This is a genomic window from Phytopseudomonas daroniae (assembly GCF_004327275.1).
GTDB lineage: Bacteria > Pseudomonadota > Gammaproteobacteria > Pseudomonadales > Pseudomonadaceae > Aquipseudomonas > Aquipseudomonas daroniae.
Genome location: NZ_QJUJ01000012.1, coordinates 150,130 through 174,983, shown reverse-complemented (window position 1 = coordinate 174,983; position 24,854 = coordinate 150,130). Strand labels below are relative to the sequence as shown.

At 63.0% G+C, this 24,854-nt stretch carries 16 protein-coding genes; 9 read left to right on the top strand and 7 right to left on the bottom strand.

The window, feature by feature from the left end; genetic code table 11:
• Positions 1-45: 45 nt before the first annotated feature.
• From DNK10_RS23130 to DNK10_RS23100, 7 genes are all read left to right on the top strand, one after another.
• On the top strand, positions 46-10,815 hold the full coding sequence (locus tag DNK10_RS23130) for a T1SS-143 repeat domain-containing protein (RefSeq protein WP_208738860.1): 10,770 nt from the start codon (positions 46-48) through the stop codon (positions 10,813-10,815).
• A 310-nt stretch (positions 10,816-11,125) separates the two neighbouring features.
• Entirely contained in the window at positions 11,126-12,406 is a 1,281-nt protein-coding gene (gene hemA / locus DNK10_RS23125) for a glutamyl-tRNA reductase (RefSeq protein WP_131179705.1), read from the top strand.
• A complete protein-coding gene (gene prfA / locus DNK10_RS23120; RefSeq protein ID WP_131179706.1) occupies positions 12,403-13,485 on the top strand; it encodes a peptide chain release factor 1 in 1,083 nt (360 codons plus the stop codon). Before hemA ends, prfA begins: the two co-directional genes overlap by 4 nt.
• A gap of 88 nt (positions 13,486-13,573) precedes the next feature.
• Positions 13,574-14,407, top strand: a complete 834-nt coding sequence (gene prmC / locus DNK10_RS23115; protein ID WP_131193168.1) for a peptide chain release factor N(5)-glutamine methyltransferase — start codon at positions 13,574-13,576, stop codon at positions 14,405-14,407.
• Entirely contained in the window at positions 14,400-15,167 is a 768-nt protein-coding gene (locus DNK10_RS23110; protein WP_131179708.1) for a molybdopterin-synthase adenylyltransferase MoeB, read from the top strand. The genes prmC and DNK10_RS23110 overlap by 8 nt, the downstream gene beginning before the upstream one ends.
• Complete coding sequence (gene murI, locus DNK10_RS23105) at positions 15,160-15,957, top strand: glutamate racemase (RefSeq protein ID WP_131179709.1); 798 nt, start codon at positions 15,160-15,162, stop codon at positions 15,955-15,957. The genes DNK10_RS23110 and murI overlap by 8 nt, the downstream gene beginning before the upstream one ends.
• Positions 15,958-16,076: 119 nt before the next feature.
• Complete coding sequence (locus tag DNK10_RS23100; RefSeq protein WP_131179710.1) at positions 16,077-16,595, top strand: acyloxyacyl hydrolase; 519 nt, start codon at positions 16,077-16,079, stop codon at positions 16,593-16,595.
• An 89-nt stretch (positions 16,596-16,684) separates the two neighbouring features.
• Here DNK10_RS23100 and DNK10_RS23095 read toward each other — a convergent pair whose 3' ends face one another.
• From DNK10_RS23095 to DNK10_RS23065, 7 genes are all read right to left on the bottom strand, one after another.
• Entirely contained in the window at positions 16,685-17,002 is a 318-nt protein-coding gene (locus DNK10_RS23095; protein WP_131179711.1) for a YkgJ family cysteine cluster protein, read from the bottom strand.
• A gap of 39 nt (positions 17,003-17,041) precedes the next feature.
• Complete coding sequence (locus tag DNK10_RS23090) at positions 17,042-17,545, bottom strand: DUF2878 domain-containing protein (RefSeq protein ID WP_131179712.1); 504 nt, start codon at positions 17,543-17,545, stop codon at positions 17,042-17,044.
• A 283-nt stretch (positions 17,546-17,828) separates the two neighbouring features.
• Entirely contained in the window at positions 17,829-19,277 is a 1,449-nt protein-coding gene (gene phrB, locus DNK10_RS23085; protein ID WP_165496026.1) for a deoxyribodipyrimidine photo-lyase, read from the bottom strand.
• An 11-nt stretch (positions 19,278-19,288) separates the two neighbouring features.
• Positions 19,289-20,233 (bottom strand): MerR family transcriptional regulator, encoded by a 945-nt coding sequence (locus DNK10_RS23080; protein ID WP_131193166.1) that lies wholly within the window; start codon positions 20,231-20,233, stop codon positions 19,289-19,291.
• Positions 20,230-21,198 carry a YbgA family protein gene (locus DNK10_RS23075; RefSeq protein WP_131193165.1) on the bottom strand — a complete coding sequence of 323 codons (969 nt, stop codon included), beginning with the start codon at positions 21,196-21,198 and terminating at the stop codon, positions 20,230-20,232. The genes DNK10_RS23080 and DNK10_RS23075 overlap by 4 nt, the downstream gene beginning before the upstream one ends.
• A 131-nt stretch (positions 21,199-21,329) precedes the next feature.
• Complete coding sequence (locus DNK10_RS23070) at positions 21,330-21,557, bottom strand: TIGR02450 family Trp-rich protein (protein WP_131193164.1); 228 nt, start codon at positions 21,555-21,557, stop codon at positions 21,330-21,332.
• The gene (locus DNK10_RS23065) at positions 21,554-22,546 is read right to left on the bottom strand and encodes an NAD(P)/FAD-dependent oxidoreductase (RefSeq protein ID WP_131193163.1); all 993 of its coding nucleotides are present in this window, start codon (positions 22,544-22,546) and stop codon (positions 21,554-21,556) included. The genes DNK10_RS23070 and DNK10_RS23065 overlap by 4 nt, the downstream gene beginning before the upstream one ends.
• Before the next feature lie 283 nt (positions 22,547-22,829).
• Between DNK10_RS23065 and DNK10_RS23060 the strand changes: the two genes are divergently transcribed.
• Both DNK10_RS23060 and hemH read left to right on the top strand, forming a co-directional pair.
• Complete coding sequence (locus tag DNK10_RS23060; protein ID WP_131179718.1) at positions 22,830-23,729, top strand: TIGR01777 family oxidoreductase; 900 nt, start codon at positions 22,830-22,832, stop codon at positions 23,727-23,729.
• Positions 23,730-23,743: 14 nt separating this feature from the next.
• Positions 23,744-24,775: a ferrochelatase gene (hemH, locus tag DNK10_RS23055; protein ID WP_131179719.1), complete on the top strand. Its 1,032-nt coding sequence runs from the start codon at positions 23,744-23,746 to the stop codon at positions 24,773-24,775.
• The last annotated feature ends 79 nt before the right edge of the window (positions 24,776-24,854 follow it).

Sequence of the window (24,854 nt, the reverse complement as noted above, 5' to 3'; positions counted from 1 at the left end):
GTCCCTGGCGTCACCGTCGAATTGCAGGGCGCCGGCCCGGACGGGGTGTACAACGAAGTTGAGATCGGCCCGGACGGCAGTGTTCCGGCGTTGGTTACCCTGGATGACAAGGTCAAGGTCGGCGACACCCTGTTGGTGACCGATAAGGATGGCAACACCCTTCTCGAACGTCCGGTAACCCAGGGCGACCTGGACAATGGCGTGATCGTAGAGGTGCCGGTGGCACCGGGTGATACCGATGTCAGCGTCACTGCCAAGGTTACCGACCCGGCAGGTAACAGCGGCACCGACGATGACGAAAAACCGGTGGACAACGACGTCCCTGGCGTCACCGTCGAATTGCAGGGCGCCGGCCCGGACGGGGTGTACAACGAAGTTGAGATCGGCCCGGACGGCAGTGTTCCGGCGTTGGTTACCCTGGATGACAAGGTCAAGGTCGGCGACACCCTGTTGGTGACCGATAAGGATGGCAACACCCTTCTCGAACGTCCGGTAACCCAGGGCGACCTGGACAATGGTGTGATCGTAGAGGTGCCGGTGGCACCGGGTGATACCGATGTCAGCGTCACTGCCAAGGTTACCGATCCGGCGGGTAACAGCGGCACCGACGATGACGACAAACCGGTGGACAACGTGCTACCCATGGGTACGGTACCGAACCAGGTCGACGAGGATTCCGATGTCATCGACCTCGACCTGGCCGGGCAGATCAGCGACAACAGCGGCGGCCCGCTGACCTATAGCGCCAGCGGCCTGCCGGATGGCCTGAGCATCGACCCCTCTACTGGCAAGATCAGCGGCACCATCGACCGCTCGGCCAGCCAGAACGGCCCGAACGACGACGGTCTCTACCCGGTCATCGTCACCGTTACCGACCCAGCGGGCAACAGCACCGACATCACCTTCACCTGGACGGTGGCCAACCCCGTACCACTGGCCAATGACGACAACGCGACCACACCGGAAGACACTCCGGTAAGCGGCAACGTACTCACCGGCGCCGGTTCCTCCGATCCTGCCAGCGCTACCGACAGCGACCCGGATGGCGACCCGCTGACTGTGACCTCGTTCGTCGTCGCTGGCGATCCCAGCGTGCATCCCGCTGGCAGCATGGCGACGATTACCGGCATCGGCACCCTTGAATTGAACGCCGATGGTTCCTACACCTTCACCCCGGATCAGGACTGGAACGGCACGGTGCCGGTCGTGACCTACAGTATCAGCGACGGCGAGGGCGGCACTGACACGGCAGAACTGGTCATCGTCGTCACTCCGGTCAACGACGCGCCGGTGGCAGAGCCTCCGGCAACCCCGCTGGATCAGACCAACCTGGATGCCGACAGTGTCACCACGGTGACCCTGGATCTGCCGAACCTGTTCAGCGACGTCGATGGCGACACGCTCATCTACAGCATCGCCGGCCTGCCGCCGGGGCTGAGTTTCGACCCGCTCACCGGCCAGGTTACCGGCACCATCGACCGTTCTGCCAGCCAGGGTGGCCCGGATAGCGACGGCGTCTACCACGTGACCCTGACCGCCACCGACCAGGATGGCGAAGAGGCGACGCAGACCTTCGCCTGGGCCGTGAGCAACCCGCCGCCGTTGGCCAACGACGACAACGTCGAGACCCTGGAAGACACCCCGGTCAGCGGTAACGTGCTCACCGGCGCCAGCTCCGACAATCCGGCCGGCTCCGCCGACAGCGACCCGGACGGCGACCCGCTGACGGTGACCACCTTCGTAGTTGCAGGCGACCCCACCGTGTATGACGCCGGCAGCACTGCGACGATTCCCGGCGTCGGCACCCTTGAGCTGAACCCCGATGGTGCCTATACCTTCACCCCGGAAGCCAACTGGAACGGCACGGTGCCGACCGTGACCTATACGATTTCCGACGGCGAGGGCGGCACTGATACGGCGGAGCTGGTGATCGTCGTCACGCCGGTGGATGACCCGATTCTCGTCGACGTGCCGACCGACCATACGGCCAGCACTCCAGACGGCAAGATTGACGATCAGGTGGTATTCGAAAGTGGTCTGGTGCACGGTTCCAACCCGGATGACGACGACATCACCGTTGATGCCAGCTTCACCATCAGCGCGCTGGACGGTCTGGCCAGCGTCACCATCGGCTACACCGACGCCAGCGGCGATCCAGCCAGCCTGGTGTTGAGCGCCACGCAAGTAGAGGCGCTGGGCACAGCGAACCAGACCATCGCCACCGAATATGGGAACCTGGTGCTCGACGGCTACAGCCTGGGCACCGATGGCATCATCACCATCGACTACACCTATACTCTGGTCAGCGCCCCGCAAGTCAGCGGCACTCACACCAGCGACAATTTCACCATCACCGCCGAAGATGCGGACGGCGATGAGGAAAGCGCAACTCTGGTGATCCGCATCGTCGACGACGCGCCATTGGCGGTGAGCGACATCAACGCCATCAGCGAGGACGCCACTGCGCCGGTGATTGGCGAACTGATCGGTGGCACCGCCGGCGCCGGCCAGGACACCGAGGGCGCCGACGGCGCGACGGTGAGCAAGATCGTCGCGGGCACTGACAACACCCAGATGGGCAGTACACCGACCGTGGCGGGCATCTTCGTCACTGGCCAGTACGGCAGTCTGACTCTCCATGCCGATGGCAGCTACAGCTACCAACTGGACAACGTCAATCTCGATGTTCAGGGGCTGATCGTGGGCGAGCAACTGGAGGAGGTATTCACCTATACCCTGACCGACGCCGATGGCGACTCCAGCGTGGCCACACTGACCATCATCGTCAATGGCACAAATGATGGTGTGACGGTCGACGTGCCGAACGACAATACTGTCACCACCCCGGACGGCAACACCGGCGACCAGGTGGTGTTCGAGAGCGGTCTGGGCAACGGCTCCAATTCGGATGACGACGACATCACCGTCGATGCCAGTTTCACCATCAGTGCGTTGGATGGACTGGCCCCGAACGGCGCGGTGACCATTGACTATATCGACGTCAACGGCGATCCGGCCAGCCTGGTACTGAGCAAGGCGCAAGTCGAGGCGCTGGGCACAGCGAACCAGACCATCACCACCGAATATGGCAACCTGGTGCTCGACGGTTACAGTCTGGGCATCGATGGCATCATCACCATCGACTACACCTACACTCTGGTTAACGCCCCGCAAGTCAGTGGCACCCACGTCAACGATGTCTTCACCATCGGCGCCAGCGACCGTGACGGTGACAGCAGTATCACCCAGAACCTCACGATCAAGATCGTTGACGATTCCCCGCAGGCGGTGAGCGACATCAACAGTGTCAGCGAAGATGCCACTGCGCCGGTGACCGGCGAACTGATTGGTGGAGCCAGCGGCGGCGCCGGTCAGGATACCGAAGGCGCCGATGGCGCGACGGTGGGCAAAGTCGTTGCCGGTACCGACAACACCCAGGCGGGCACTGCGCCGACCGTGGCAGGTGTCAATGTCACCGGACAGTACGGCACCCTGACCCTCCATGCCGACGGCAGCTACAGCTACCAGTTGGACAACGCTAACCTCGATGTCCAGGGCCTGATCGTGGGCGAGGAACTGGAAGAGGTATTCACTTACACCCTGACCGATGCCGACGGCGACGACAGCGTGGCCACCCTGACCATCACTGTCAACGGCACAAATGATGGTGTGGAGGTCGACGTGCCGACCGATCATACGGCCAGTACACCGGACGGCAAGATTGACGACCAGGTGGTGTTCGAGAGCGGGCTGAGCAATGGCTCCAACCCGAACTTCAATGACACCGTGGTCGATGCCAGCTTCACCGTTTCTGCACTGGACGGTCTGGCCAGCGTCACCATCGGCTACACCGACGCCAGCGGAGATCCAGCCAGCCTGGTGTTGAGCGCCACGCAAGTAGAGGCGCTGGGCACAGCGAACCAGACCGTCACCACCGAGTACGGCACCCTGGTACTCGACGGCTACAGCCTGGGCACCGATGGCATCATCACCATCGACTACACCTACACTCTGGTCAACGCGCCGACGGTGGCGGGTGACGACACCAGCGATAGTTTCGCGATCACTGCCCAGGATCGTGACGGCGACGACAACAGCCAGGCCCTCAACATCAAGATCGTCGACGACGCCCCGGTCGCATCCGACCAGAACCCGATAATCCTGGGCGAAGGTGGGCAGACAGTGGGCACCGCCACCGGCGAAGCCAATCTGCGGGACAACGACACTCTGGGGGCGGATGGCGCCCGCGTACATATGTTCAAGTACATAGACGTCGACGGTGCCGAGCAGGAGTCCGGGCCCATCGCCGCCGGCGACTTTATCACCGTGATCACCCTGGACGGTGGCTCGCTGACCGTGCACAGCGACGGCGACTGGAGCTACACCAGCCCGCCGGCGAGCGACACCGGCGCTTCCGCCGGCCATGGCGCGCCAGGCAGTGCGACCGACGATAATCTCGCCGCGGATTTCCAGTATCAGTTGATCGATGGTGATGGCGATATCAGCGGCTGGGCCACCCAGCCGATCACGGTCACCGACACCGAGCCGAATGTCGCCGGTACGCCGCCAGCGGGCATCGTCGAGGAAAAATATCTGCCCAATGGTTCGACGCCGGACGCTGGCAATCACGCCCTCGGCGCCAGCGGGGCACTCGGCGTGGTGAAGGGCGCCGATGCCATCGACGTGACCTTCCCGGGTACGCTGGTCGCTCCGGCCGGCCTGACCTCGGGCGGCGTGCAGGTGGTCTACGTCGTCAGTGCGGACGGCCATACGCTGAGCGCGACGGCCGGTAGCGGCGGGCCGGAGGTATTCACCGTCACCATCACCGATCCACACAGCGAAGCCGCGGCCTATGAGTTCATCCTGGCCGGGGCACTGGATCATGTGGTCGACGACGATGAGATCGAGCTGTCCTTCCCCTTCGTGGTAACCGATGCCGACGGCGATACCGCACCCGGCTCGTTCAGCGTGACCGTGGTCGACGATGCGCCGGTAACCGCCAAGGCCATCGAGGTCGACGAGGACGCTTCCGTCAGCTTCACCACCAGTGCGGACGCAACAGGCAACAACATCAGTATCGAGCCTGGCGATGGGCCGCAGCACGGCACGGTCACGGTCAACCCCGACGGCAGCATCACCTACGTGCCTGCCCCGGATTACAGCGGTGCCGACAGTTTCACCTACACCACCAGAACCGACCACGACAGCGTGGGCCAGCAGGTCACCGTGACCGTGACCGTCAACCCGCTTGCCGATGCGCCCGCCCTGGCCCACGACGCCTCGACTGACGGTGGGGCCAGTGCCAGCGTCTCTACCCCAGAAGACAACGATGTCACCCTGGGCTTGAAACTGCCGGTGATCACCGATAACGCCGACCAGAACGGCAGCGCTACTCTGGGCGATCACCCCGAACGCCTGGGCGCCATCACCCTGACTCTGTCCGGCGACGGCGCGACGGCGGGGGCGATCCTGACCAAGGCCGATGGCACACCGCTGGTCGCCAGCGGCGGCAGCTATACCATTGTCATCGTCGAGACCAGTGGTGACAGCGACGTGGATACCGACTTGCACGTCAGCGATGGCCTACCGACGGGGGCGGGCGTCAACTACCTGACCGCAGCCGAGTACGAGGCCCTGAAGGCCACTCCAGCCGAGCACCACCATGAGAACTTCACGGTCGGCGTCAGCGTCACCAGCCACGAAGTCGACGACAGCGGCGTGAAACTGGTGGATGTGGAGGGTGCCACCAGCACCCAGACCATCACCGTCTACGTTCAGGCGGTGACCGACGATGCGCAACTGCTGTTCGACACCAGCGTGACCACCGGCACCAACATCGACGGCGTGAGTTATACCGGCAACACCGAGGCCACTGTCACCCTCAAGGAAGACACCGACTTCAACGTGAAGGATATCCTCAGCGCGTCGTTTCAGGATCTGGACGGCTCCGAGGTGCGCTCGATCACCATCACCAATAACACCGGGCAGGCCATCCTGGTCAATGGCACGCAGTTGGCGGTAGGCGCAAGCCGCGATATCCCCGCACAAACTGGCAGCGATGGTCAGACCGGTGATATCGCCAGCTTCCCGGCTATCAACATCGGCGCGGTCGGCGACTACAGTGGCGATCTCAACGGCATCGGCATCCGTATCAACGCCCAGGACAAGGACGCAGACGGCTTCCAGGGCACGCCGGGCAATTCGGGCAATCCTCCGAATGGCGTTGTCGAGGCCGATACCAGCAACAACAGTGTGATCCTGAACCTGCACATCACCCCGGTTGCCGGCGATGTGGCGGCGGGGAACGTGACCACCGAGGAAGATACCGCGGTAGCCTTCCTGCAGCATGTGCAGGTCACCGACATCGGCACCGGCACCGAGGTCATCGACAAGGTGGCCTTCGAAATCCCGAGTGGCTGGCAGGTGACCGAACCAACCAACAACGGTGGCTGGAGTGTTTCCGGCGACGGTTCGACCGGCGACCCCTACACCATCACCTTCGACGGCAGCCTGAGCGAAGCTCAACGTGAGGCCGTGCTGAATGGCTTCATGATCAAGCCGCCGGCACACAGTAGCAAGGATGCGGAGATCATATTGAAGGTCACCTCGACCGATACCAATGGCACCGACAGCCATCAGGTCGAGGATCAGGAACTGAGCGTCCGGATCACCGTCACCCCGCTCGGCGAGCGTGTCGACAGCGACTCGAATGGCCAGAACGGCAACGACGTGACCATGAGCGGCGACCACCTCTATACCGACCATGGCAAGGAAGACGAGTGGTTCGAGTTGAACTCGGAAGGCTTCGACCTCAAGACGCCCTGGAGCAACGAGGACGGCAATGGCACCGTCAATGGCGGCCCCGTTGGCGGCAGCGAGGAAACCTTCGCCCGCTTCACGCCTTACACGAATGCCGACGAGGAACTGGATGGCTCGTACTTCCAGTACAGCGATGGTGTCGATTGGATCACCGTGCCCTACAACGGCTCGCCGGTGGACATCCCGATCGAATACCTGGACACCGTGCAGTTCAAGGGGCCGCACAACTTCAAGGGCGTGGTCAAGATCAAGGTCGAAGCCGTCACCATCGACCATGATGAAGACGACTACAACGCTACCAATACCCAGGTCTCGGGCGAGTCCTGGCTGACCAACCTGATCCTCGATCCGGTGGCCGACCAGGTGACCCTGAAGGTGGATGCGCGAATTACCGCCTACGAGGATGCCGGTCGCGATGGCAGCGCCCCGATTCAACTGAACATCCGTCCGACCAGCGATGACCCGAGCGAGACCTTCAACATCACCATCAAGGGGATCCCGGACGGCGCCAGCATCACTTACGACGGTGTTACCTACGCAGTGGGCAGTGGGCTGACGCCGGACGGCAATGGCAGCTACCAACTGGAGCTGATCGACTTCGACAATAGCAAGCAGCCAACGCTGATCCCGCCGAAGGACAGCAACCAGACCATCAATCTGTCGGTCGAGGCGGTTTCCATCGATACGCTGACCTATATCGATAAAGATGGAATAGAGCAGACGATCACTTCGTCGCCGAGTGCTGCGCACATCCTGCCGATCACCGTCACCCTGCTGGGCGTACCGGACGAGCCGTCGATGACCATCGACAACGATCAGGTCTATGTCGAGGAGGATCTCGACAACAACGGCAGCCAGGTGGAGCTGCGTGAGCTGGTCACCTCGCTGGCCTCCGGCGAGACCTCAAACGACGGTTCGGAAACCATCACCCTGCGCATCAGTGGCCTGGCCGATGGCTTCAGCGTGGTGGGTGCCGGGCCAGTGGTCGGCAATGCCAGCGGTAGCGACCGGGTCTGGGTGGTGACGCCTGCGCAGATCGCCGATGGTTCGGTGAAGATCCAGGTGCCGGCCAACTACAGCGGCACGGTGCAATTGACCGCGCAGCCGGTAGTGACGGAGAGCGACAACCCGTCGGAGACCTTCTTCGCGCCGCAGAACGTCGAGTTTCAGGTCACGTCGTCACCGGAGGCGCAGCTCAACATGAGCTCCAGCATGATCGAGGATCAGCTCGGCCGGCTCGACCTGTCGCCCGACTACAAGAATGGTGATACCGACGAAGAGATCAGCGCGGTGCGCATCGAGGCAGTGGATGGCGTCACCTTCTACAGTGACGCCGCCGGCACCCAGCCACTGGTCGCGGTGGGTGGCTGGTACGAGATCAGCGGTGTGGATGCGGTGAAGAGCATCCATGCCAAGGCGGGTGCCAACTTCAGCGGCGATATCGTGCTGAACGTGCAATACAAGGTCACCGATACTGCCCAGGACGGCACCACCGGGCCGGTGGAAAGCGGCTGGCAGAACACCAGCCATACCCTTGAAGTGCAGCCGGTGACTGACGAGGTCGATCTCGCCCTGACGGCGATCAACGGCCAGCCGGGCACTTCCTACCTGCTGATGGCCGAAGGCACGGTCACCGTCAGCCTGGACATCGCCAAGGAGCCCGATGCCAACGCCGGCAACGCCAGAGACTACGATGGCAGCGAGCGACTGACCCATATCCTCATCCAGGGTGTGCCGAACGGTATGGCGGTGCAGGGCGGGATATTCACCGGTGCTGGCCAGTGGTTGCTACCGGTCGGCGAGCAGTTCAACGGAGATATCGCCAAGAGCATCGTGTTCAGTGTCAACGGTAATAGCGGCGCGCTCGACAACGTGCCGATCACCATCACTGTGGTGACCCGCGATGGCAATGCCGAGAGTACCGAGGAGGCCAGCATTACCTGGTACCTGAGCACCGACTTCGCCCTGGGCGAGGAAGGCAAGCTGCCGACGGTGACCCTGGGCGAGATCGTCGCCCCGCAGAGCGAGGATGGCCCGTTCACCCTGGATCAGGTGGTATCCGCCACAGTGGATACCAGCGGCGCCGATCAGGCCAGCTTCGATATGACCATTACCCTGCGCACTGCGCCAGGCGACGGCACCACGTTCCCTGGCATGACCCAAACGGAAGCGGTCGAGAACGGCCAGCCGGTGGTGCTGTGGATCACCACAGTGACGGGTGTGACCAACGCCACCGTCCAGGATGTGCTGAACAATGCGCTGGCGGGCATTACCGTCATCCCGCCGACGAATGCCAATGGCAACGCCAACAACCTCGGCGGCGACCTGCCGCTGGATGTCACCGTGACCCTCCACAACAACGGCGTGCATAGCGAAGGCCACGTCGAGCCGCAGGTCGAGCTGGCGCCGGTCACCGACAAGGCGACAGTGTCGATCGTCGCCGCGCCGGTAACCGAGGGCGAGCCGATCGATATCGCTATCACGGTTTCCAACCCGGCCGATCAGGGCGGCGACTGGAGCGTCGTCGACGGCAAGCTCTATCTGCAACTGGATGGCACGGGTATCCCAGGCGAGCTCAGCCAGGGTGCTGCGCCGCTGGCCCTGCAGGATGTGAGTGGCGTACCGGGGCTGAGCGATGGCCAGTACTACGTCATCGACGGCGTCACCCCGGACACCGTGCTGAACCTGACCTATACCCCGGCCGGTACGCATGACAGCGGCAGCGTCCAGCTCCAGGCCTGGGTGCAGAATCAGGAGAACGGCGGCGCGGCGATGATTTCCGCAGGCCAGGGCAACCTGACGGTCAATCCGACCAACACCGCCCCGGAAGTGACGATAGCGGCCGCTGGCACCGAGCATGACGGTGTGACCAAGACGCAGGCGCAGTTGAACATCACCGGTACGCTCCTGCCGGACAGCGGTGAGACCCTGCAATCGGCCTTCATCGAGGGGCTGCCCAAGGACTTTACGGTCTGGTATGGCAACAACGCGGATGGTTCGGGTGCCGTGCTGGCCAGCAACGCCGGAGGCAGTACGACCAACACCTGGTCCATCCCCGTCTCGGGCAATGCCCTGCCGGCCTATATCGGCATCCAGGCTCCGGCCCACTGGAGCGGCACGCTGGAAGACCTCAGGTTGTACCTGGTCAGCGGCGAGCCAGGTAACGAGCCGACTGCCTGGCCGGTCGAGTTCGACCTGAGCGTGGCACCGCAGGCGGACGGTATCGAACTGCGACCGACTCTCAGTTTTGGTACGGCGGGCGAGGTGATCGCCCTGAACCTGAACGCAGAGATGAAGGATCCGGTGGCGGTCAACGCCAACGATAGCCATCACGAGCTGACTACCCTGGAACTGAGCGGCTTCCCGGATGGTAGCAAGGTGGTGTTCTATGCCGACGGTGTCGAGCTGGTATCCACGTATGACGCAGACACCAATCAGCACACTCTCGCGGGCCTGACACAGGAGCAGTTGAATGGGCTGGGCTTCCTCCATCTGGGCACTGGCGGTGTGCAGAACATCGCCGTCACGGCCTGGACCCAGGAGGTGGATGCCAGTGGCAACCCGGTGGGCGTGGTCAGCAGCGAAGCGTCGACGACGCTGCAGATCAACGTCGCCGACAAGCTGCCGACCAACAACGCTGACAATCTGCTATGGAGCGGCGAGGCGATCGACGGTCGTGGCGGCGAGGACACCATCCAGCTGCGCTACGGCGAAAGCCTGAGCGGCACCGAGCTGGCCAGCAACCTCAGGAGCATCGAGGTGCTGGATCTGTCGGCCAAGGGCGCCAACGCGATCACCGGACTGACCGCCCAGGACGTGCTGGATATCGCCGGCGGTAACCTGCTGACGATTTTGGGTGACGACGAGGACTCGGTGGCGCTGGGCAGCGGTTGGATGCCAGGTGCCGATGTGAACGTGGGCGGCGATCTCTATCATGCCTACACCAACGGTGCCGCTACCCTGTACGTTCAGGAGCACGTACAGGTCATCGATTAGCCGCGGTGGGTTAGACGCACACCATCAGGGCTTGCCGTTCGACGAGTGACAGACGCTGTAAACCCACTGAGCGGGGCGCTGGACTCCGCTTGGCGCTCGGTGGGTTACGCATCGCTGTAGGGGTGGTAGGTTTGTGGTCTGGTCATTTGCGGATTCGCCGCTAATCCACCTTACGGGCTATTGGTCGTATTGAGTAATTCTCATTGCCGACGATCGAGGCTCGCTATCGTCGCCATGCGGTGGGCAATGGTTGTCCTACCTCGACCGAAGTAGGACAATTGGCGGCTTCCACCCCTTGTCAGCGACGTGCATGGCCTTTATCGCCCTCGGTATCAACCACAAGACCGCTTCGGTGGATGTCCGCGAGCGCGTGGCTTTTACTCCAGAGCAGCTGGTAGAGGCGTTGCAGCTGCTTTGCCGGCACACGCCAAGCCGTGAGGCGGCGATTCTGTCGACCTGCAATCGCAGTGAGTTGTACCTGGAACAGGACGGCCCGGGCGTCGATGCCGTACTCGGCTGGCTGGCCGATTATCACCATTTGAGCGTCGACGAGCTGCGTGCCTGCGCTTACGTCCACGAAGACGATGCGGCAGTTCGTCACATGATGCGCGTGGCCTCCGGCCTCGATTCCATGGTGCTGGGCGAGCCGCAGATTCTCGGCCAGATGAAGTCCGCCTTTGCCGTCGCCCGCGAGGCCGGCACCCTGGGCCCATTGCTCGGGCGTCTGTTCCAGGCCACCTTCAGCACCGCCAAACAGGTGCGTACCGACACCGCCATTGGCGAGAACCCGGTATCGGTAGCGTTCGCTGCCGTGAGCCTGGCCAAGCAGATCTTTTCCGACCTGCATCGCAGCCAGGCGCTGCTGATCGGCGCGGGCGAGACCATCAGCCTGGTCGCCCGTCACCTTCACGATCAAGGAATCAAGCGAATCGTCGTGGCCAACCGTACCCTCGAGCGTGCCAGCAGCCTGGCCGAACAGTTCGGCGCGCACGCCGTGCTGCTTTCCGATATCCCGCAGGAGCTGGCGCACAGCGATATCGTCATCAGTTCCACCGCCAGTCAGCTGCCGATTCTCGGCAAGGGCGCGGTGGAAAGTGCCCTGAAGCAACGCAAGCACAAGCCGATCTTCATGGTCGACATCGCCGTGCCGCGGGACATCGAGCCCCAGGTTGGCGAGCTGGACGACGTCTATCTGTATACCGTCGACGACCTGCACGAAGTCATCGAGGAAAACCTCAAGAGTCGCCAGGGGGCTGCCCAGGCCGCCGAGGAGCTGGTCTCCGTCGGCGCCGACGACTTCATGGTGCGCCTGCGCGAACTGGCCGCAGTGGATGTACTTCGGGCATACCGGCAGCAGGCCGAGCGCCTGCGTGACGATGAGCTGGCCCGCGCCCAGCGCATGCTCGCCAATGGCGCCGCTGCCGAAGACGTACTGGCACAGTTGGCCCGCGGCCTGACCAACAAGCTGCTGCACGCGCCCAGCGTGCAACTGAAAAAATTCTCCGCCGACGGGCGCGTCGATGCGCTCGGTGTGGCCCAGGAGCTCTTCGCCCTCGAAGAAGGCGCGTCGTCCAATAAAGGCATGCAATGAAAGCTTCGTTGATCAACAAACTCGACATGCTGCAGGATCGTTTCGAAGAGGTCACGGCCCTGCTCGGCGATGCCGAAGTGATCGGCAACCAGAACCAGTTTCGCGCCTACTCCAAGGAATACGCCGAGATCGAACCGGTGATCATGGCGTTCCGCGAGTTCCGCAAGGTGCAGGCCGATCTGGAGGGCGCCCAGGCGCTGCTCAAGGATAGCGACCCGGACATGCGCGAAATGGCCGAGGAAGAGGTCGACACGGCGAAGGCCCGCCTGGTCGAGCTGGAAGACAGCCTGCAGCGGATGTTGCTGCCCAAGGATCCCAACGACGGTCGCAACGTGTTTCTCGAAGTGCGTGCCGGTACTGGCGGCGACGAGGCGGCGATCTTCTCCGGCGACCTGTTTCGCATGTACTCGCGCTATGCCGAGAGGCAGGGCTGGCGCGTCGAAGTACTGTCGGCCAACGAAGGCGAGCACGGCGGCTTCAAGGAAGTGATCGCCAGGGTCGAGGGCGACAACGTGTTCGCCAAGCTCAAGTTCGAATCCGGCGCGCACCGCGTGCAGCGTGTGCCGGAAACCGAATCCCAGGGGCGCATCCATACCTCGGCCTGTACTGTGGCCGTGTTGCCCGAACCGGACGAGCAGATGGCCATCGAGATCAACCCGGCCGATCTGCGCGTCGATACCTATCGCTCCTCGGGTGCCGGTGGCCAGCACGTCAACACCACCGATTCGGCGATCCGCATCACCCACATTCCCACCGGTACCGTGGTCGAGTGCCAGGAAGAGCGCTCGCAGCACAAGAACCGCGCCAAGGCCATGGCCTGGCTGGCGGCCAAGCTCAAGGATCAGCAGGATGCCGCCGCGCACAAGGAAATTTCCGACACGCGCAAGCTGCTGGTCGGTTCCGGTGACCGCTCCGAACGCATCCGCACCTACAATTTTCCTCAGGGCCGGGTCACCGATCACCGTATCAACCTGACCCTGTATTCGCTCAATGAAGTGATCGCCGGTGGCGTCGACGCGGTGATCGAACCGCTGCTCGCCGAATACCAGGCCGATCAGCTGGCCGCGCTCAGCGATTGACCACCGTAGCGGCAAGCTGCAAGCCACAAGCCGCAAGTGGGTGCGCGGGAGCTTGTAGCTTGAGGCTTGCAGCTTGAGGCTTATAGTGATGGCGACCATCGAATTTCTGCTCAATGCCGCTGAACTGCCGGACTCACCCAGTGCCCGTCTGGATGCCGAGCTGTTGCTGGCTCATGCCCTTGGCAAGCCGCGCAGCTATCTGCGCACCTGGGCGGATCGTGAGGTCGAGGCCGACGCGGCTGTGCGATTCGCGGCCAGCCTGGCGCGCCGACGTAACGGCGAGCCGGTGGCGTACATTCTCGGCCGGCAGGGTTTCTGGAGTCTGGATCTGGATGTCGCGCCGCATACCCTGATCCCACGCCCGGATACCGAACTGCTGGTGGAAACCGCCCTGACATTGCTGCCTGGCAGCGCGGCACGTGTGCTCGACCTCGGTACCGGTACGGGCGCTATCGCCCTGGCGCTGGCAAGTGAGCGTCCAGCCTGGCAGGTGACGGGTGTCGACCGGGTCGACGAAGCTGTGGCCCTGGCTGAAAGCAATCGTGTGCGTCTGGGGCTGGATAACGCAGCGTTCAAATCGAGCCATTGGTTCGATGGGCTGGGCGGCGATCATTATCAACTGATCGTCAGCAATCCTCCTTATATAGCCAGTGACGACCGTCACCTGGGCGAGGGCGATGTACGCTTCGAGCCGAGCAGCGCGCTGGTTTCGGGCCTCGACGGCCTGGACGATATCCGTCTGATCATCAGGCAGGCGCCCGATTATCTGGCGGCTCCCGGCTGGCTGTTGCTCGAGCATGGTTTCGATCAGGCCGAGGCGGTGCGTGATCTGCTGAGCCAACGCGGTTTTGCCGAGGTTCACAGCCGGCGCGATCTGGCCAATCATGAGCGCATCAGCCTGGGGCGGTGGCCGCATGAATGAACACTTGAACGATGAGGAGCTGCTGCGTTACAGCCGGCAGATTCTGCTGTCGCAGATCGATATCGATGGCCAGTTGCGACTCAAGAGCAGCCGCGCACTGATCGTCGGCCTCGGTGGGCTCGGCTCGCCGGTAGCGCTGTATCTGGCGGCGGCCGGAGTCGGTGAGCTGCACCTGGCGGATTTCGATACTGTCGACCTGAGCAACCTGCAGCGGCAGATCGCTCACGACACCGCGAGCATCGGGCAGAGCAAAGTGGATTCGGCGTTGGCTCGGCTGGCGGCGCTCAACCCCGACATTCGTCTGCATGCCCATCGCCAGGTGCTGGACGCGGACTCCCTGGCAGCAGCGGTGGCGGCGGTCGATCTGGTGCTCGATTGCTCGGACAACTTCGCCACCCGCGAGGCGGTCAATGCCGCCTGTGTCGCCGCCCGCAGGCCGCTTATCAGTGGCGCGGCGATCCGTCTGGAAGGGCAGCTTTCGGTGTTCGATCCGCGTCGTGCCGACAGCCCCTGTTACCACTGCCTGTATGGCCATGGCAGCGAAGCCGAGCTGACCTGCAGCGAAGCGGGTGTGGCTGGGCCACTGGTCGGCCTGGTTGGCAGCCTGCAAGCGCTGGAGGCCCTGAAGCTGCTGGCCGGTTTCGGTGAACCGCTGGTGGGGCGGCTGCTGCTGATCGATGCTTTCGGCTCGCGCTTTCGTGAACTGCGGGTCAAGCGCGATCCGGGTTGTGCGGTCTGTGCGGGCAACGCCCATGAGTGAAGCGCCGATAGGGGTGTTCGATTCCGGCGTCGGTGGCCTCACGGTGTTGCGAGAGATCCGTGCGGTGCTACCGCACGAGTCGCTGCTTTATGTGGCCGATAGCGGTCACGTGCCCTATGGCGAAAAAAGCGCCGAGTACATCCGTGAGCGCTGCCGGGCAATCGCCGAATTCCTCCTCGTCCGGAATGCCAAGGCCCTGGTGCTGGCCTGCAATACCGCGACGGTGGCGGGTGTCGCCGAGCTGCGGGCGCTTTACCCACAGCTGCCTATCGTGGCCATGGAGCCTGCGGTCAAGCCTGCCGCCGCGGCGACCCGATCCGGCGTGGTTGGTGTGCTGGCTACCACCGGCACGCTGAAAAGCGCTCGTTTCGCCGCGCTGCTCGATCAGTTCGCCAGCGATGTGCGGGTGGTCACCCAGCCTTGTCCGGGGTTGGTCGAGTTGATCGAAGCGGGGGATCTGGACGATCCGGCGCTGCACGAGTTGCTGCGTGGCTACGTCGAACCACTGCTCGCCGAGGGCTGCGATACGTTGATTCTCGGCTGCACCCACTACCCCTTTCTCAAACCATTGCTGAGCCAGTGGCTGGATCCGTCGATCAGCCTGATCGACACCGGCGCTGCCGTAGCACGGCAGCTACAACGGCTGCTGAGTGAACGAGGGTTGCTGGCCGCAGGGCCGGCAGCGCCAGATCGCTTCTGGTGCAGTGGTGAACCATTGCTCATGCAAAGGATTCTGCCGCGGCTGTGGGGCAGCGCCGAGTATGTAAACAGTTTTACCCAAGAGCGTTAGTGGGCTATTGGCCATTAAATATTTTTAGAACAAATGGAACTCAGAGCAACTCTGTAACTATAGTTTTTCCGTGCTTCACTTAAACAGAATCCGTGATCCCTATAAAAAGGATGTTTCCAATGAAGAAGCTGGTTGGCTTGGCCGCTGCAGTTGCGTTGTCTCTTGGATCGGTAACAGCAGTTCAGGCCGCGGGAGTGACCTTTTCTGCAGGTCAGTCAGGTGATTCCACCATGGTTTACCGTCTCAGTGCTCAGTTCGATTTCAACAGCCGCTGGTTCGAAAGTAGTGTCGGCCACTTGGGCGGCTACTGGGATGCTGGTTACACCTATTGGGAGGGTGATGATACGTCCACCAACCACAGCATCTCCTTCGCGCCGGTATTCGTCTACGAATTCGCCGGGCAGAACGTCAAACCCTACCTGGAAGCCGGTATCGGTGTGGCAGCGTTTTCCAACACCAAACTCGAGTCCAACGATCTGGGTTCCTCGTTCCAGTTCGAGGATCGCATCGGCGCTGGCCTACGGTTCGCAGGCGGTCACGAAGTCGGTATTCGTGCGATTCACTATTCCAACGCCGGCCTCAAGAACCCCAACGATGGCGTCGAGGCTTATACCGTACATTACCGCCTGAATTTCTAAGTCGGTCGCGTTGCCACATCCTGAACCGGGCCTCACGCCCGGTTTTTTATGCCTGCAGTAAGTTCGTGGCGAGGCCGCGGAGAGCACTGTCAGCGATAGGCATCGCGGATGCCGCGGCGTTCCTCCAGGCATTCGGGAGCGCCCAGTTCGAACTCGCGGCAGATCAGTGGACGTACCGAATAGATGGTGCAGCGCATGGTGTCGCGATCCAGTGCGGCGCACCAGCCGTCATCCAGCCTGCGCATCACCTCGCCACCCCAATCGTCGTTGTCGATAAAGCGCCGTGGCACGCCGGTATCGGTGATCAGCATCACTTCCAGCTGGCAGCAGCAGGCCGCGCAGGTGCTGCAACTGACCTCGGTGTTTTCGGCAATCTGGGTATGGGGGATGTAGTGGTTGGCGCTCATGGGGTTAGTTTACGCCAGGCGCCGTTGCTCTGAGTGGATTCAAGCCGGGCGGTCGTTCGCCGTGTGGAGCCTGGCGAAACCGTGCAACACCGGCAGCACTACCGCCCAGATCAGTGCCAGCAGGGCCAGCGTGACCTCGGCACCGTAAGGGAAACTCGCTCCGGTCAGAGCGGCGCTCGCATAGTAGGACAATGGCGCGAAGCAGGCGCCGAGCAGGCTGGCGCGCCACCAGGGCCGCGCTGTCCAGGCCAGACAGTGGCACAGCGTAGTGCCGAGCAGCAGCCATAGCAGCGCCAGCCACAAGGGGATGAGCTGGCGAGGTTCGCCGAAATAGAAGACGCCGAATTGCAGCAGAAAGCTGTCCACCGCGCTGCCGAACAGGAACACGCTCACCAGCAGTTTGCCTTCGCGCTGCCAACTGCCAATGTAAAACAGGTGCACCAGCATGATCACCGCCACCAGCCACAACCAAGGGCCGCCACCGAGTACACAGGTGAACCAGCCGATTTGAAAGAGGATGGCGTTGAGCAGGTTTTTAGGCACCGAATCGTCCGAGCAGCTGTTGGGGGGGACGCTGCCGGTTTGGCCAGCAGCATTTGAGCGGTGTCGATGGTGCGCTCGATAAAGCCGCCTTCGCAATAGCCGCGGTAGAAGTCCCACAGTCTGAAGACGAAATTCGTCAGATCCCGGATGCGCCCGTTCGTGCCGCGCCCGCTGCGGATTTCGTCCTACAGGCGCAGGGGGCGCACGTAATGCAGATGATGTAGCCCGCCGAGACGATCCAGGTTGTGCTTGCCCAGACTGGTGAGACGCTGCAGGAATTCGTTCACGAGGGCTCGCTTGCCGATGGCAGGTTCTTGAACGCGTCCAGGGCCCGCTGGCGGCTGGCACGTAGGTCGACGATTGGCAGTGGATAGTCCAGGCCTGCTGCAAACAGACCGTCCTGCCCTTTGCGGCCGACATGAGGATCGTGAATCTCCTTGTCGCTGAGCGTGGCCAGTTCCGGCAGCCACTGACGGATGAAGCGACCATCCGGATCGAAGCGCTGGGACTGGCTGACCGGATTGAAGATGCGGAAGTAGGGCACCGAGTCGGTACCGGTCGAGGCGCTCCACTGCCAGCCGCCATTGTTGGCAGCCAGATCGCCGTCGATCAGGTGACGCATGAAGAAGCGCTCGCCTTCGCGCCAGTCGATCAGCAGGTTCTTGGTCAGGAACATCGCCACTACCATGCGCAAGCGGTTGTGCATCCAGCCGGTGGCCAGCAACTGGCGTATCGCCGCGTCGATGATCGGGATGCCGGTGCGCCCCTCTTGCCAGGCTTGCAGGTCGCTCCCGGCATCACGCCACGGCAGGGCTTCGGTTTCCGAACGGAACGCGCGGTGCATGGACACGCGTGGGTAGCCGACCAGGATATGGGTGTAGAACTCTCGCCAGATCAGCTCATTGACCCAGGTGACGGTACCCTGATTGCCGATTTCGAACTCACCCTGGTTGAGATTCAGCGCCGTGTGCAGGCACTGGCGCGGGGAAACCACGCCAGCGGCCAGGTACGCGGATAACTGGCTGGTGCCGGGGCGGGCCGGGAAGTCGCGGTTGTCGTGGTAGTCCTCGATCCATTCACTGGCGAAGCGCTGCAGCCGCTCCCGAGCGGCCTGCTCGCCAGCCGGCCAGGCATCACGCAGCGTCTGGCTCGGCGGTTCGAAGCCGGAGACGCTATCCGGCACCTTGTCGCCGTCGATCTTCAGTCTGGCTTGCGCCTTTGGCAGTACCACCAAGGGCGGCAGGGCGTTGTGCAGACGCTGGTAGCAGATCCCACGGAACTGGCTGTAGACCTTGAAGTAAGTGCCCGTGCGCGTCAGCACGCTGCCGGGCTTGAACAGCAGACGATCGAGGTGGCTGTGAAAGTTGATGTCGAGCCCATCCAGTACGGCTGCGACGCCATGGTCGCGCCGGGTTTCATTGACCCCATATTCCTCGTTGACGTGTAGCGCGCTGGCCTCCAGCTCCTGAGCCAATGCGCCCAGGATTTTGGGGGCAGCGCTCCACTCATCGGCTTCACGAATCAGCAGCGGTACGTTGAGGCGCTGCAGCTCCCGGCTCAGTTCAGCCAGGTTGCGCAGCCAGAAGTCCACCTTGCTTGGCGCATCGTCATGCCGTTGCCATTGACCGGGGCTGAGCAGAAATACGGCCACCGTCGGCCCGGCCCGCATGGCGGCGGTCAGCGCGCCGTTGTCGGTGACGCGCAGGTCTGTTCGGAACCACATCAGTTGCAGCATGGGGCGTCCTATTCGAGCAGATGGCGGTCGGCGAGCGTTTGCAGCGCGGCGAGGGGATCGGCCATGAAGGTGATATCCGCGCCTTTGGGGGCATTGGCGACCAGTTGCCCGCCGCGGGCTTCGTCCTCGATGCCGACCAACAGGCAGGGCACGCCGTGGTCGCCCAACCAGTCATGCAGCGACGACTCGGCATCGGTATTGGAGTCCGCCTCGCAGAACAGCAACAGGGCACGGGGTTGCAGTCGGGCGATGGCCAGCGCTAGTTCGTTGGCGGGGATTGGCCCATCGAAGGCATCCACCGGGCAACCGGCGGTGCCGATCAGCCAGGCGCACAGCCACAACTGCGGCGACATCGGCACCTGGCACAGGTTGATCAGCAGCAGCGGCTTGCCATTGTGCTGGCGGTTGTCGTGGTAAACCCGAGCGCCGAGCTTGCTGCGCAACCAGCTGTGCAGGAACAGCCGCTCGGTTTTCGCGCCGGGGCGTTGTGGCCAGCGTTCTTCCAGGGTTACCAACAGCGGCAATAGCAGGTGCTGGCAGAGAATCTGCGGAGGGTAGAGCGCCTGTTCGGCGTTGAAACGTTCGTCCAACTGGCGCTCGTCGAGCAAATGGATGGCGTGGCACATGCGCTCGCGTTTTTCCTGCCATTGTGAAGCCTGTTCAGCCGGCAGCGGCTGGTCGGCGCGCAGCAGCCCCTTGACCTGACCGACCGATACACCGCGATTGAGCCAGCCGAGCACGGCGTGAATGGTCTGCACCTGCTCCGGGGAGTACAGGCGATGACCCTTGGCGGTGCGGTGCGGCACGATCAGGCCGTAACGCCGCTCCCAGGCGCGCAGGGTGACCGGGTTCACGCCAGTGCGGCTGGCCACCTCGCGGATCGGCAGGTAGCCGTCGGCGATGGCGCCGCGGTAAGCCCCCGCGTTTGGCTCGGGTGAGGTTGGCTGGTTCATAGAGCGTTCCGCAGGCTGAGGTTTTCCGGGTGCGGTTGCAGGTAAATCTGCTGCGCGATGTAGCGATCGGGATGTTGGCGGAAGTGGTGCTTGAGCAGGGTCAGCGGCACCACCAGGGGCACGATGCCATGGCGGTATTGGCCAATGAGCTGCTGCATTTCCTGTTTTTCCGCCGTATTCAGGGCGCCCTTCAGGTAGCCACTCAGGTGCTGCAACACGTTGCTGTGGGTGCCGCGAGTCGCGCAGCGCTTCAGGGCCGTCATCAGTTCGCTGATGTAGTGCGCGGCCAGGCTGTGCAGATCCTGCCCGGACAGATCGCCGAGCAAACGGCCGAGACGCTTGTAGCGCAGCGGGTCGGTGGCCATCAGCAGGTATTTGTGACGTGCGTGAAACTCAATCAGCTTGCCGCGGCTCAGGCCGGTTCGGCACAGTGCCTGCCACTGCGCGTAGGTGAACACCCGCGTCAGGAAGTTCTCGCGCAGCACCGGGTCGTTGAGCCGGCCGTCTTCCTCGATGGGCAAGTTCGGGTGGCGTTCGCACAGCACACGGGTGTAGAGCCCGCGGCCCTTCGGCTCGCTGGGGTGACCGTTGTCCTGATAGACCTTGACCCGCTCCAGGCCGCAGGACGGCGATTGCTGCATGACGATGTAGCCGCTGATAGGCGGCAGATCGGCAGCCACCTGCTCGCCATAGGCGGTCAGGGCGTCGGTGTGATCCTGGTCAGGATGTACGGTGCCCACGGCGCGGGGCGCTGCCGGGTCACCGACCAGGCGAATCGGCTCGCGCGGCGTACCCAGACCGATGGCGACTTCCGGGCAGAACGGCACGAACTCGAAATAGTCGCTCAGTTGATCCAGGCACAGCCTGGAAGCCTTATGGCCGCCGTTGTAGCGCACTTCTGCGCCGAGCAGGCAGGCGCTGACGCCAAGCTTGGGTTTTTCGCAGTGGAGTGGGCTGACTGGCATGGCGAACCTTCGAGAATGTTCTTGTACAAGGATTTATTTTTGTACAAGTTTAATTTCATCTTAGGCGCGATCTTGTACAAGTCAAATGCTGTGTACAGCTATTGCCAGCAACAGGCGAGGCGGGCAGCGCTTCAACGCCAGCCCATCTGCCAGTGTTCGGTATCCTGCAGCAGCCGCCAGTCGAGGTACTGGGCGCGCTTGCTGAGTACGGCCTGAAGTTCCACTTCCTGCACCGTACCTTCTTCGTCGCAGAACAGTTCGGTGACCAGAAAGTGCTTTTCGCGGTTCTGCGGCGTGGCCGCCGTCCATTTGGACAGCAGCAGCTTGCGCGGGGGCAGGCGATGCCTTGCGGTATTCACTGATTGTGCGCGATCAGTTTGCGAGCCGCTTCCTGGCCGCTTAGCCAGGCGCCTTCGACACGGCCTGACAGACACCAGTCACCACAGGCGTAGAGACCCAGGTCGGCATCGGCCAGGGCGCCCAGTTGATGCGCCGCCGAAGGGCGGGCGTACAGCCAGCGATGGGCCAGGCTGAATACCGGCTCCGGCACGGCGCAACCGATCATTTCAGCGAAGGCGCCATGCAGGTGCTCGATCACCTGCTCCTTGGGCAGATCCAGATGCTGGCGACTCCAGTTGCTGCTGGCGTGTAGCACCCAGGTGTCCAGCTTGACATCTCGTCCGGGTTTGCTGCGGTTGCGTGCCGTCCAGTCCAGCGGATAGTCCTGTACGAAACAACCTTCCAGCGGTGTCTGTAGATGCTCTTCGAAAGCCAGCGCTACCGCCCAGGTTGGCTCCATGCTCACGCTGGCAACCGTGCCGGCGAGCTTGGGCGCCGCTGCCAGCAGAGCACTGGCCTGGGGCGCCGGTATGGCGATGATGACGTGGCTGAAAGGGCCGTGGCTCTCGCCGTCGGCATCGAGCAGATGCCAGTGCAGCTCACCGCGGAATACCTCGGTGATACGGCAGGAAAACTTCACCGGCAGGGCCCCGAGTATGGCGCGGGTGATGGCGCTCATGCGTGGCTTGCCGACCCAGCGCACCTGCTCGTCGGCCGATGGGCTGAGCGTGCCGTTGGCGAACTGGTAGAGGCTGGGCGTCCATTCCTCGACCCAGCCACGGGCCTGCCATTGCTGGACAGCAGCGGCGAAGCGGCGGTCGCGTGCGGTGAAATATTGAGCGCCCAGATCCAGGGCGCCAGCGTCACTGCGTTTGCTGGCCATGCGGCCGCCGCTGCCGCGACTCTTGTCGAACAATTGCACCGGATATCCGGCGGCATGCAGTGCCTCGGCCGCGGACAGCCCGGCGATACCGGTGCCGATGATGGCGATGGGAACTGTATTGGTCATGTTTACCTCATGTGCTGTCGGGCTGCCGCAACCGCAGGATCGACAACCCGCTGGGCCCCAAAACTACACTTTGGACATAGCTCATACAATGTACAGTTCATGTATAAGCTTATGTCCATGTCGGCCAGTGCCTGCAGCCAGGGCATCTATTCTTCAGAATAGGTGCGGGCGGCAATAGTTTCCCCGTTTATGTCGGCTGACTGCTCCAGCGGGTAATTGTTCTTGAGCATTGCCCCGCAAGCGGCGTCGAACCTTGTGAGCACACCATAGTGAGGAACCTGCCATGCATATCCTGATCACCGGCGGTACTGGTCTGATTGGTCGCGCGCTCTGTCACCACTGGCTCGAGCAGGGGTACCAACTGACGGTGTGGAGTCGTCGCCCGGAGCAGGTGGCGGTGCTCTGTGGTACTCGCGTGCGCGGCGTCGGGCGACTGGAGGACATCGGCGACGAGCCGCTGGATGCAGTCGTCAACCTGGCCGGCGCCCCCATCGCCGACCGCCCCTGGAGCAAGGCGCGCAAACAGCTGTTGTGGGAAAGTCGCGTTCACTTGACGGAGCAGTTGCTGGCCTGGCTGCAGAGCCGTGAACGGAAGCCTGCCGTGTTGCTATCCGGTTCGGCGGTCGGTTGGTATGGCGACAGTGGCGAGCGCATCGTCGATGAGCAGGCTGCCTCCGGCGCGGATTTCGCCGCGCAACTGTGCGTCGCCTGGGAAGATACCGCGCAGCAGGCCGAAGCACTGGGCATTCGCGTGGTTCTGCTGCGTACCGGCCTGGTGCTGGCGAAGGAGGGCGGCATCCTCAAACGCATGGTCACGCCGTTTCGCTTCGGGTTGGGCGGTCGCATCGGCGATGGACGCCAGTGGATGCCTTGGATTCATATCGCCGACCAAATCGCCCTGATTGATTTTCTCTTGCAGCACGAGCAGGCGCGCGGTCCTTATAATGCGTGTTCGCCGCATCCGGTACGCAACAGCGAATTCGCCAGCGAACTTGGCCACGCCGTGCACCGGCCCGCCATCGTGCCGCTACCGGCCTTCGCACTGCGCGCAGGCCTGGGCGAGATGTCACTGCTCCTGCTGGGCGGCCAACATGCTTTGCCTGTCAGGGCGCAGGAGGCCGGCTTCGAATTCCGTTTCACTCATCTGGACGTGGCTCTGGTGGATTTGCTGAGCCTTCATTAACAGGATGACATTGCATGACCGATCACGCCTTACTACTGGTCAACCTCGGCTCACCGGCCTCCACGGAAGTCGCCGATGTGCGGAGTTATCTCAACCAGTTTCTGATGGATCCCTATGTGGTCGATCTGCCCTGGCCGCTGCGACGGCTGTTGGTGTCGTTGATCCTGATCCGCCGCCCTGCGCAATCGGCCCACGCCTACGCGTCGATCTGGTGGCCGGACGGCTCACCGCTGATCGTGCTCAGCAAGCGTTTGCAGGAGGCGATGAAAGCGCAGTGGACGCAGGGGCCGGTAGAACTGGCCATGCGCTACGGCGAGCCGTCGCTGGAAACCGTACTGACCCGCCTCGCCGGCCAAGGCATCGAGCAGGTCACGCTGGCACCGCTGTATCCGCAGTTTGCCGACAGCACCACCACCACGGTGATCGAAGAGGCCAAACGGGTGGTGCGTGAGCGCAAGCTGCCGATTCGCTTCTCCATCCTCCAGCCGTTTTTCGATGATCCCGATTACCTCGATGCCCTGGCCGACAGCGCGCGCCCGTATCTGCAGAAGGATTTCGATCATCTGCTGCTGAGCTTTCACGGCTTGCCGGAGCGGCACATTCGCAAGCTGGTGAAAGGTATCGACGCGAAACACGACCTGCGCCGCCCCGATAGCGTGGGCGTCAGCGACGCAGTGCTGGCGCGCTGTTACCGTAGCCAGTGCCAGCGCACCGCCGAGGCGTTCGCGGCGCGCATGGGCTTGCGGCCCGAGCAATGGTCGGTGTCGTTTCAGTCGCGGCTGGGCAAGGACAAATGGATCGAGCCCTACACCGAGGCGCGCCTTGACGAGCTGGCCGTCCAGGGCGTGAAAAAGCTGCTGGTGATGTGTCCGGCCTTCGTTGCCGACTGCATCGAGACGCTGGAGGAAATCGGTGATCGCGGACGCGAACAGTTTCAGGAGGCGGGGGGCGAGAGCCTGGAGCTGGTGCCTTGCCTGAACGACCACCCAAGTTGGGCGGCAGCGCTCAAGCGGCTTTGCGAGCGAGCGCCGCAAAGCGTGGGGTAAGAGCGCGCCCTATCGCGAGTCCCACAGCTGTTCACGATCTTTCGACGAGACTCCGAGCGCAATGACAGCAAAGAGGGGT

Coding starts and splice junctions, on each gene's coding strand:
- prmC (WP_131193168.1), top strand. CDS start 13,574: ATGGCGACCATCGAATTTCTGCTCAATGCCGCTGAACTGCCGGACTCA.
- hemH (WP_131179719.1), top strand. CDS start 23,744: ATGACCGATCACGCCTTACTACTGGTCAACCTCGGCTCACCGGCCTCC.
- DNK10_RS23110 (WP_131179708.1), top strand. CDS start 14,400: ATGAATGAACACTTGAACGATGAGGAGCTGCTGCGTTACAGCCGGCAG.
- DNK10_RS23065 (WP_131193163.1), bottom strand. CDS start 22,546: ATGACCAATACAGTTCCCATCGCCATCATCGGCACCGGTATCGCCGGG.
- DNK10_RS23095 (WP_131179711.1), bottom strand. CDS start 17,002: ATGAGCGCCAACCACTACATCCCCCATACCCAGATTGCCGAAAACACC.
- DNK10_RS23080 (WP_131193166.1), bottom strand. CDS start 20,233: ATGAACCAGCCAACCTCACCCGAGCCAAACGCGGGGGCTTACCGCGGC.
- hemA (WP_131179705.1), top strand. CDS start 11,126: ATGGCCTTTATCGCCCTCGGTATCAACCACAAGACCGCTTCGGTGGAT.
- murI (WP_131179709.1), top strand. CDS start 15,160: ATGAGTGAAGCGCCGATAGGGGTGTTCGATTCCGGCGTCGGTGGCCTC.
- DNK10_RS23100 (WP_131179710.1), top strand. CDS start 16,077: ATGAAGAAGCTGGTTGGCTTGGCCGCTGCAGTTGCGTTGTCTCTTGGA.
- prfA (WP_131179706.1), top strand. CDS start 12,403: ATGAAAGCTTCGTTGATCAACAAACTCGACATGCTGCAGGATCGTTTC.
- DNK10_RS23060 (WP_131179718.1), top strand. CDS start 22,830: ATGCATATCCTGATCACCGGCGGTACTGGTCTGATTGGTCGCGCGCTC.
- DNK10_RS23075 (WP_131193165.1), bottom strand. CDS start 21,198: ATGCCAGTCAGCCCACTCCACTGCGAAAAACCCAAGCTTGGCGTCAGC.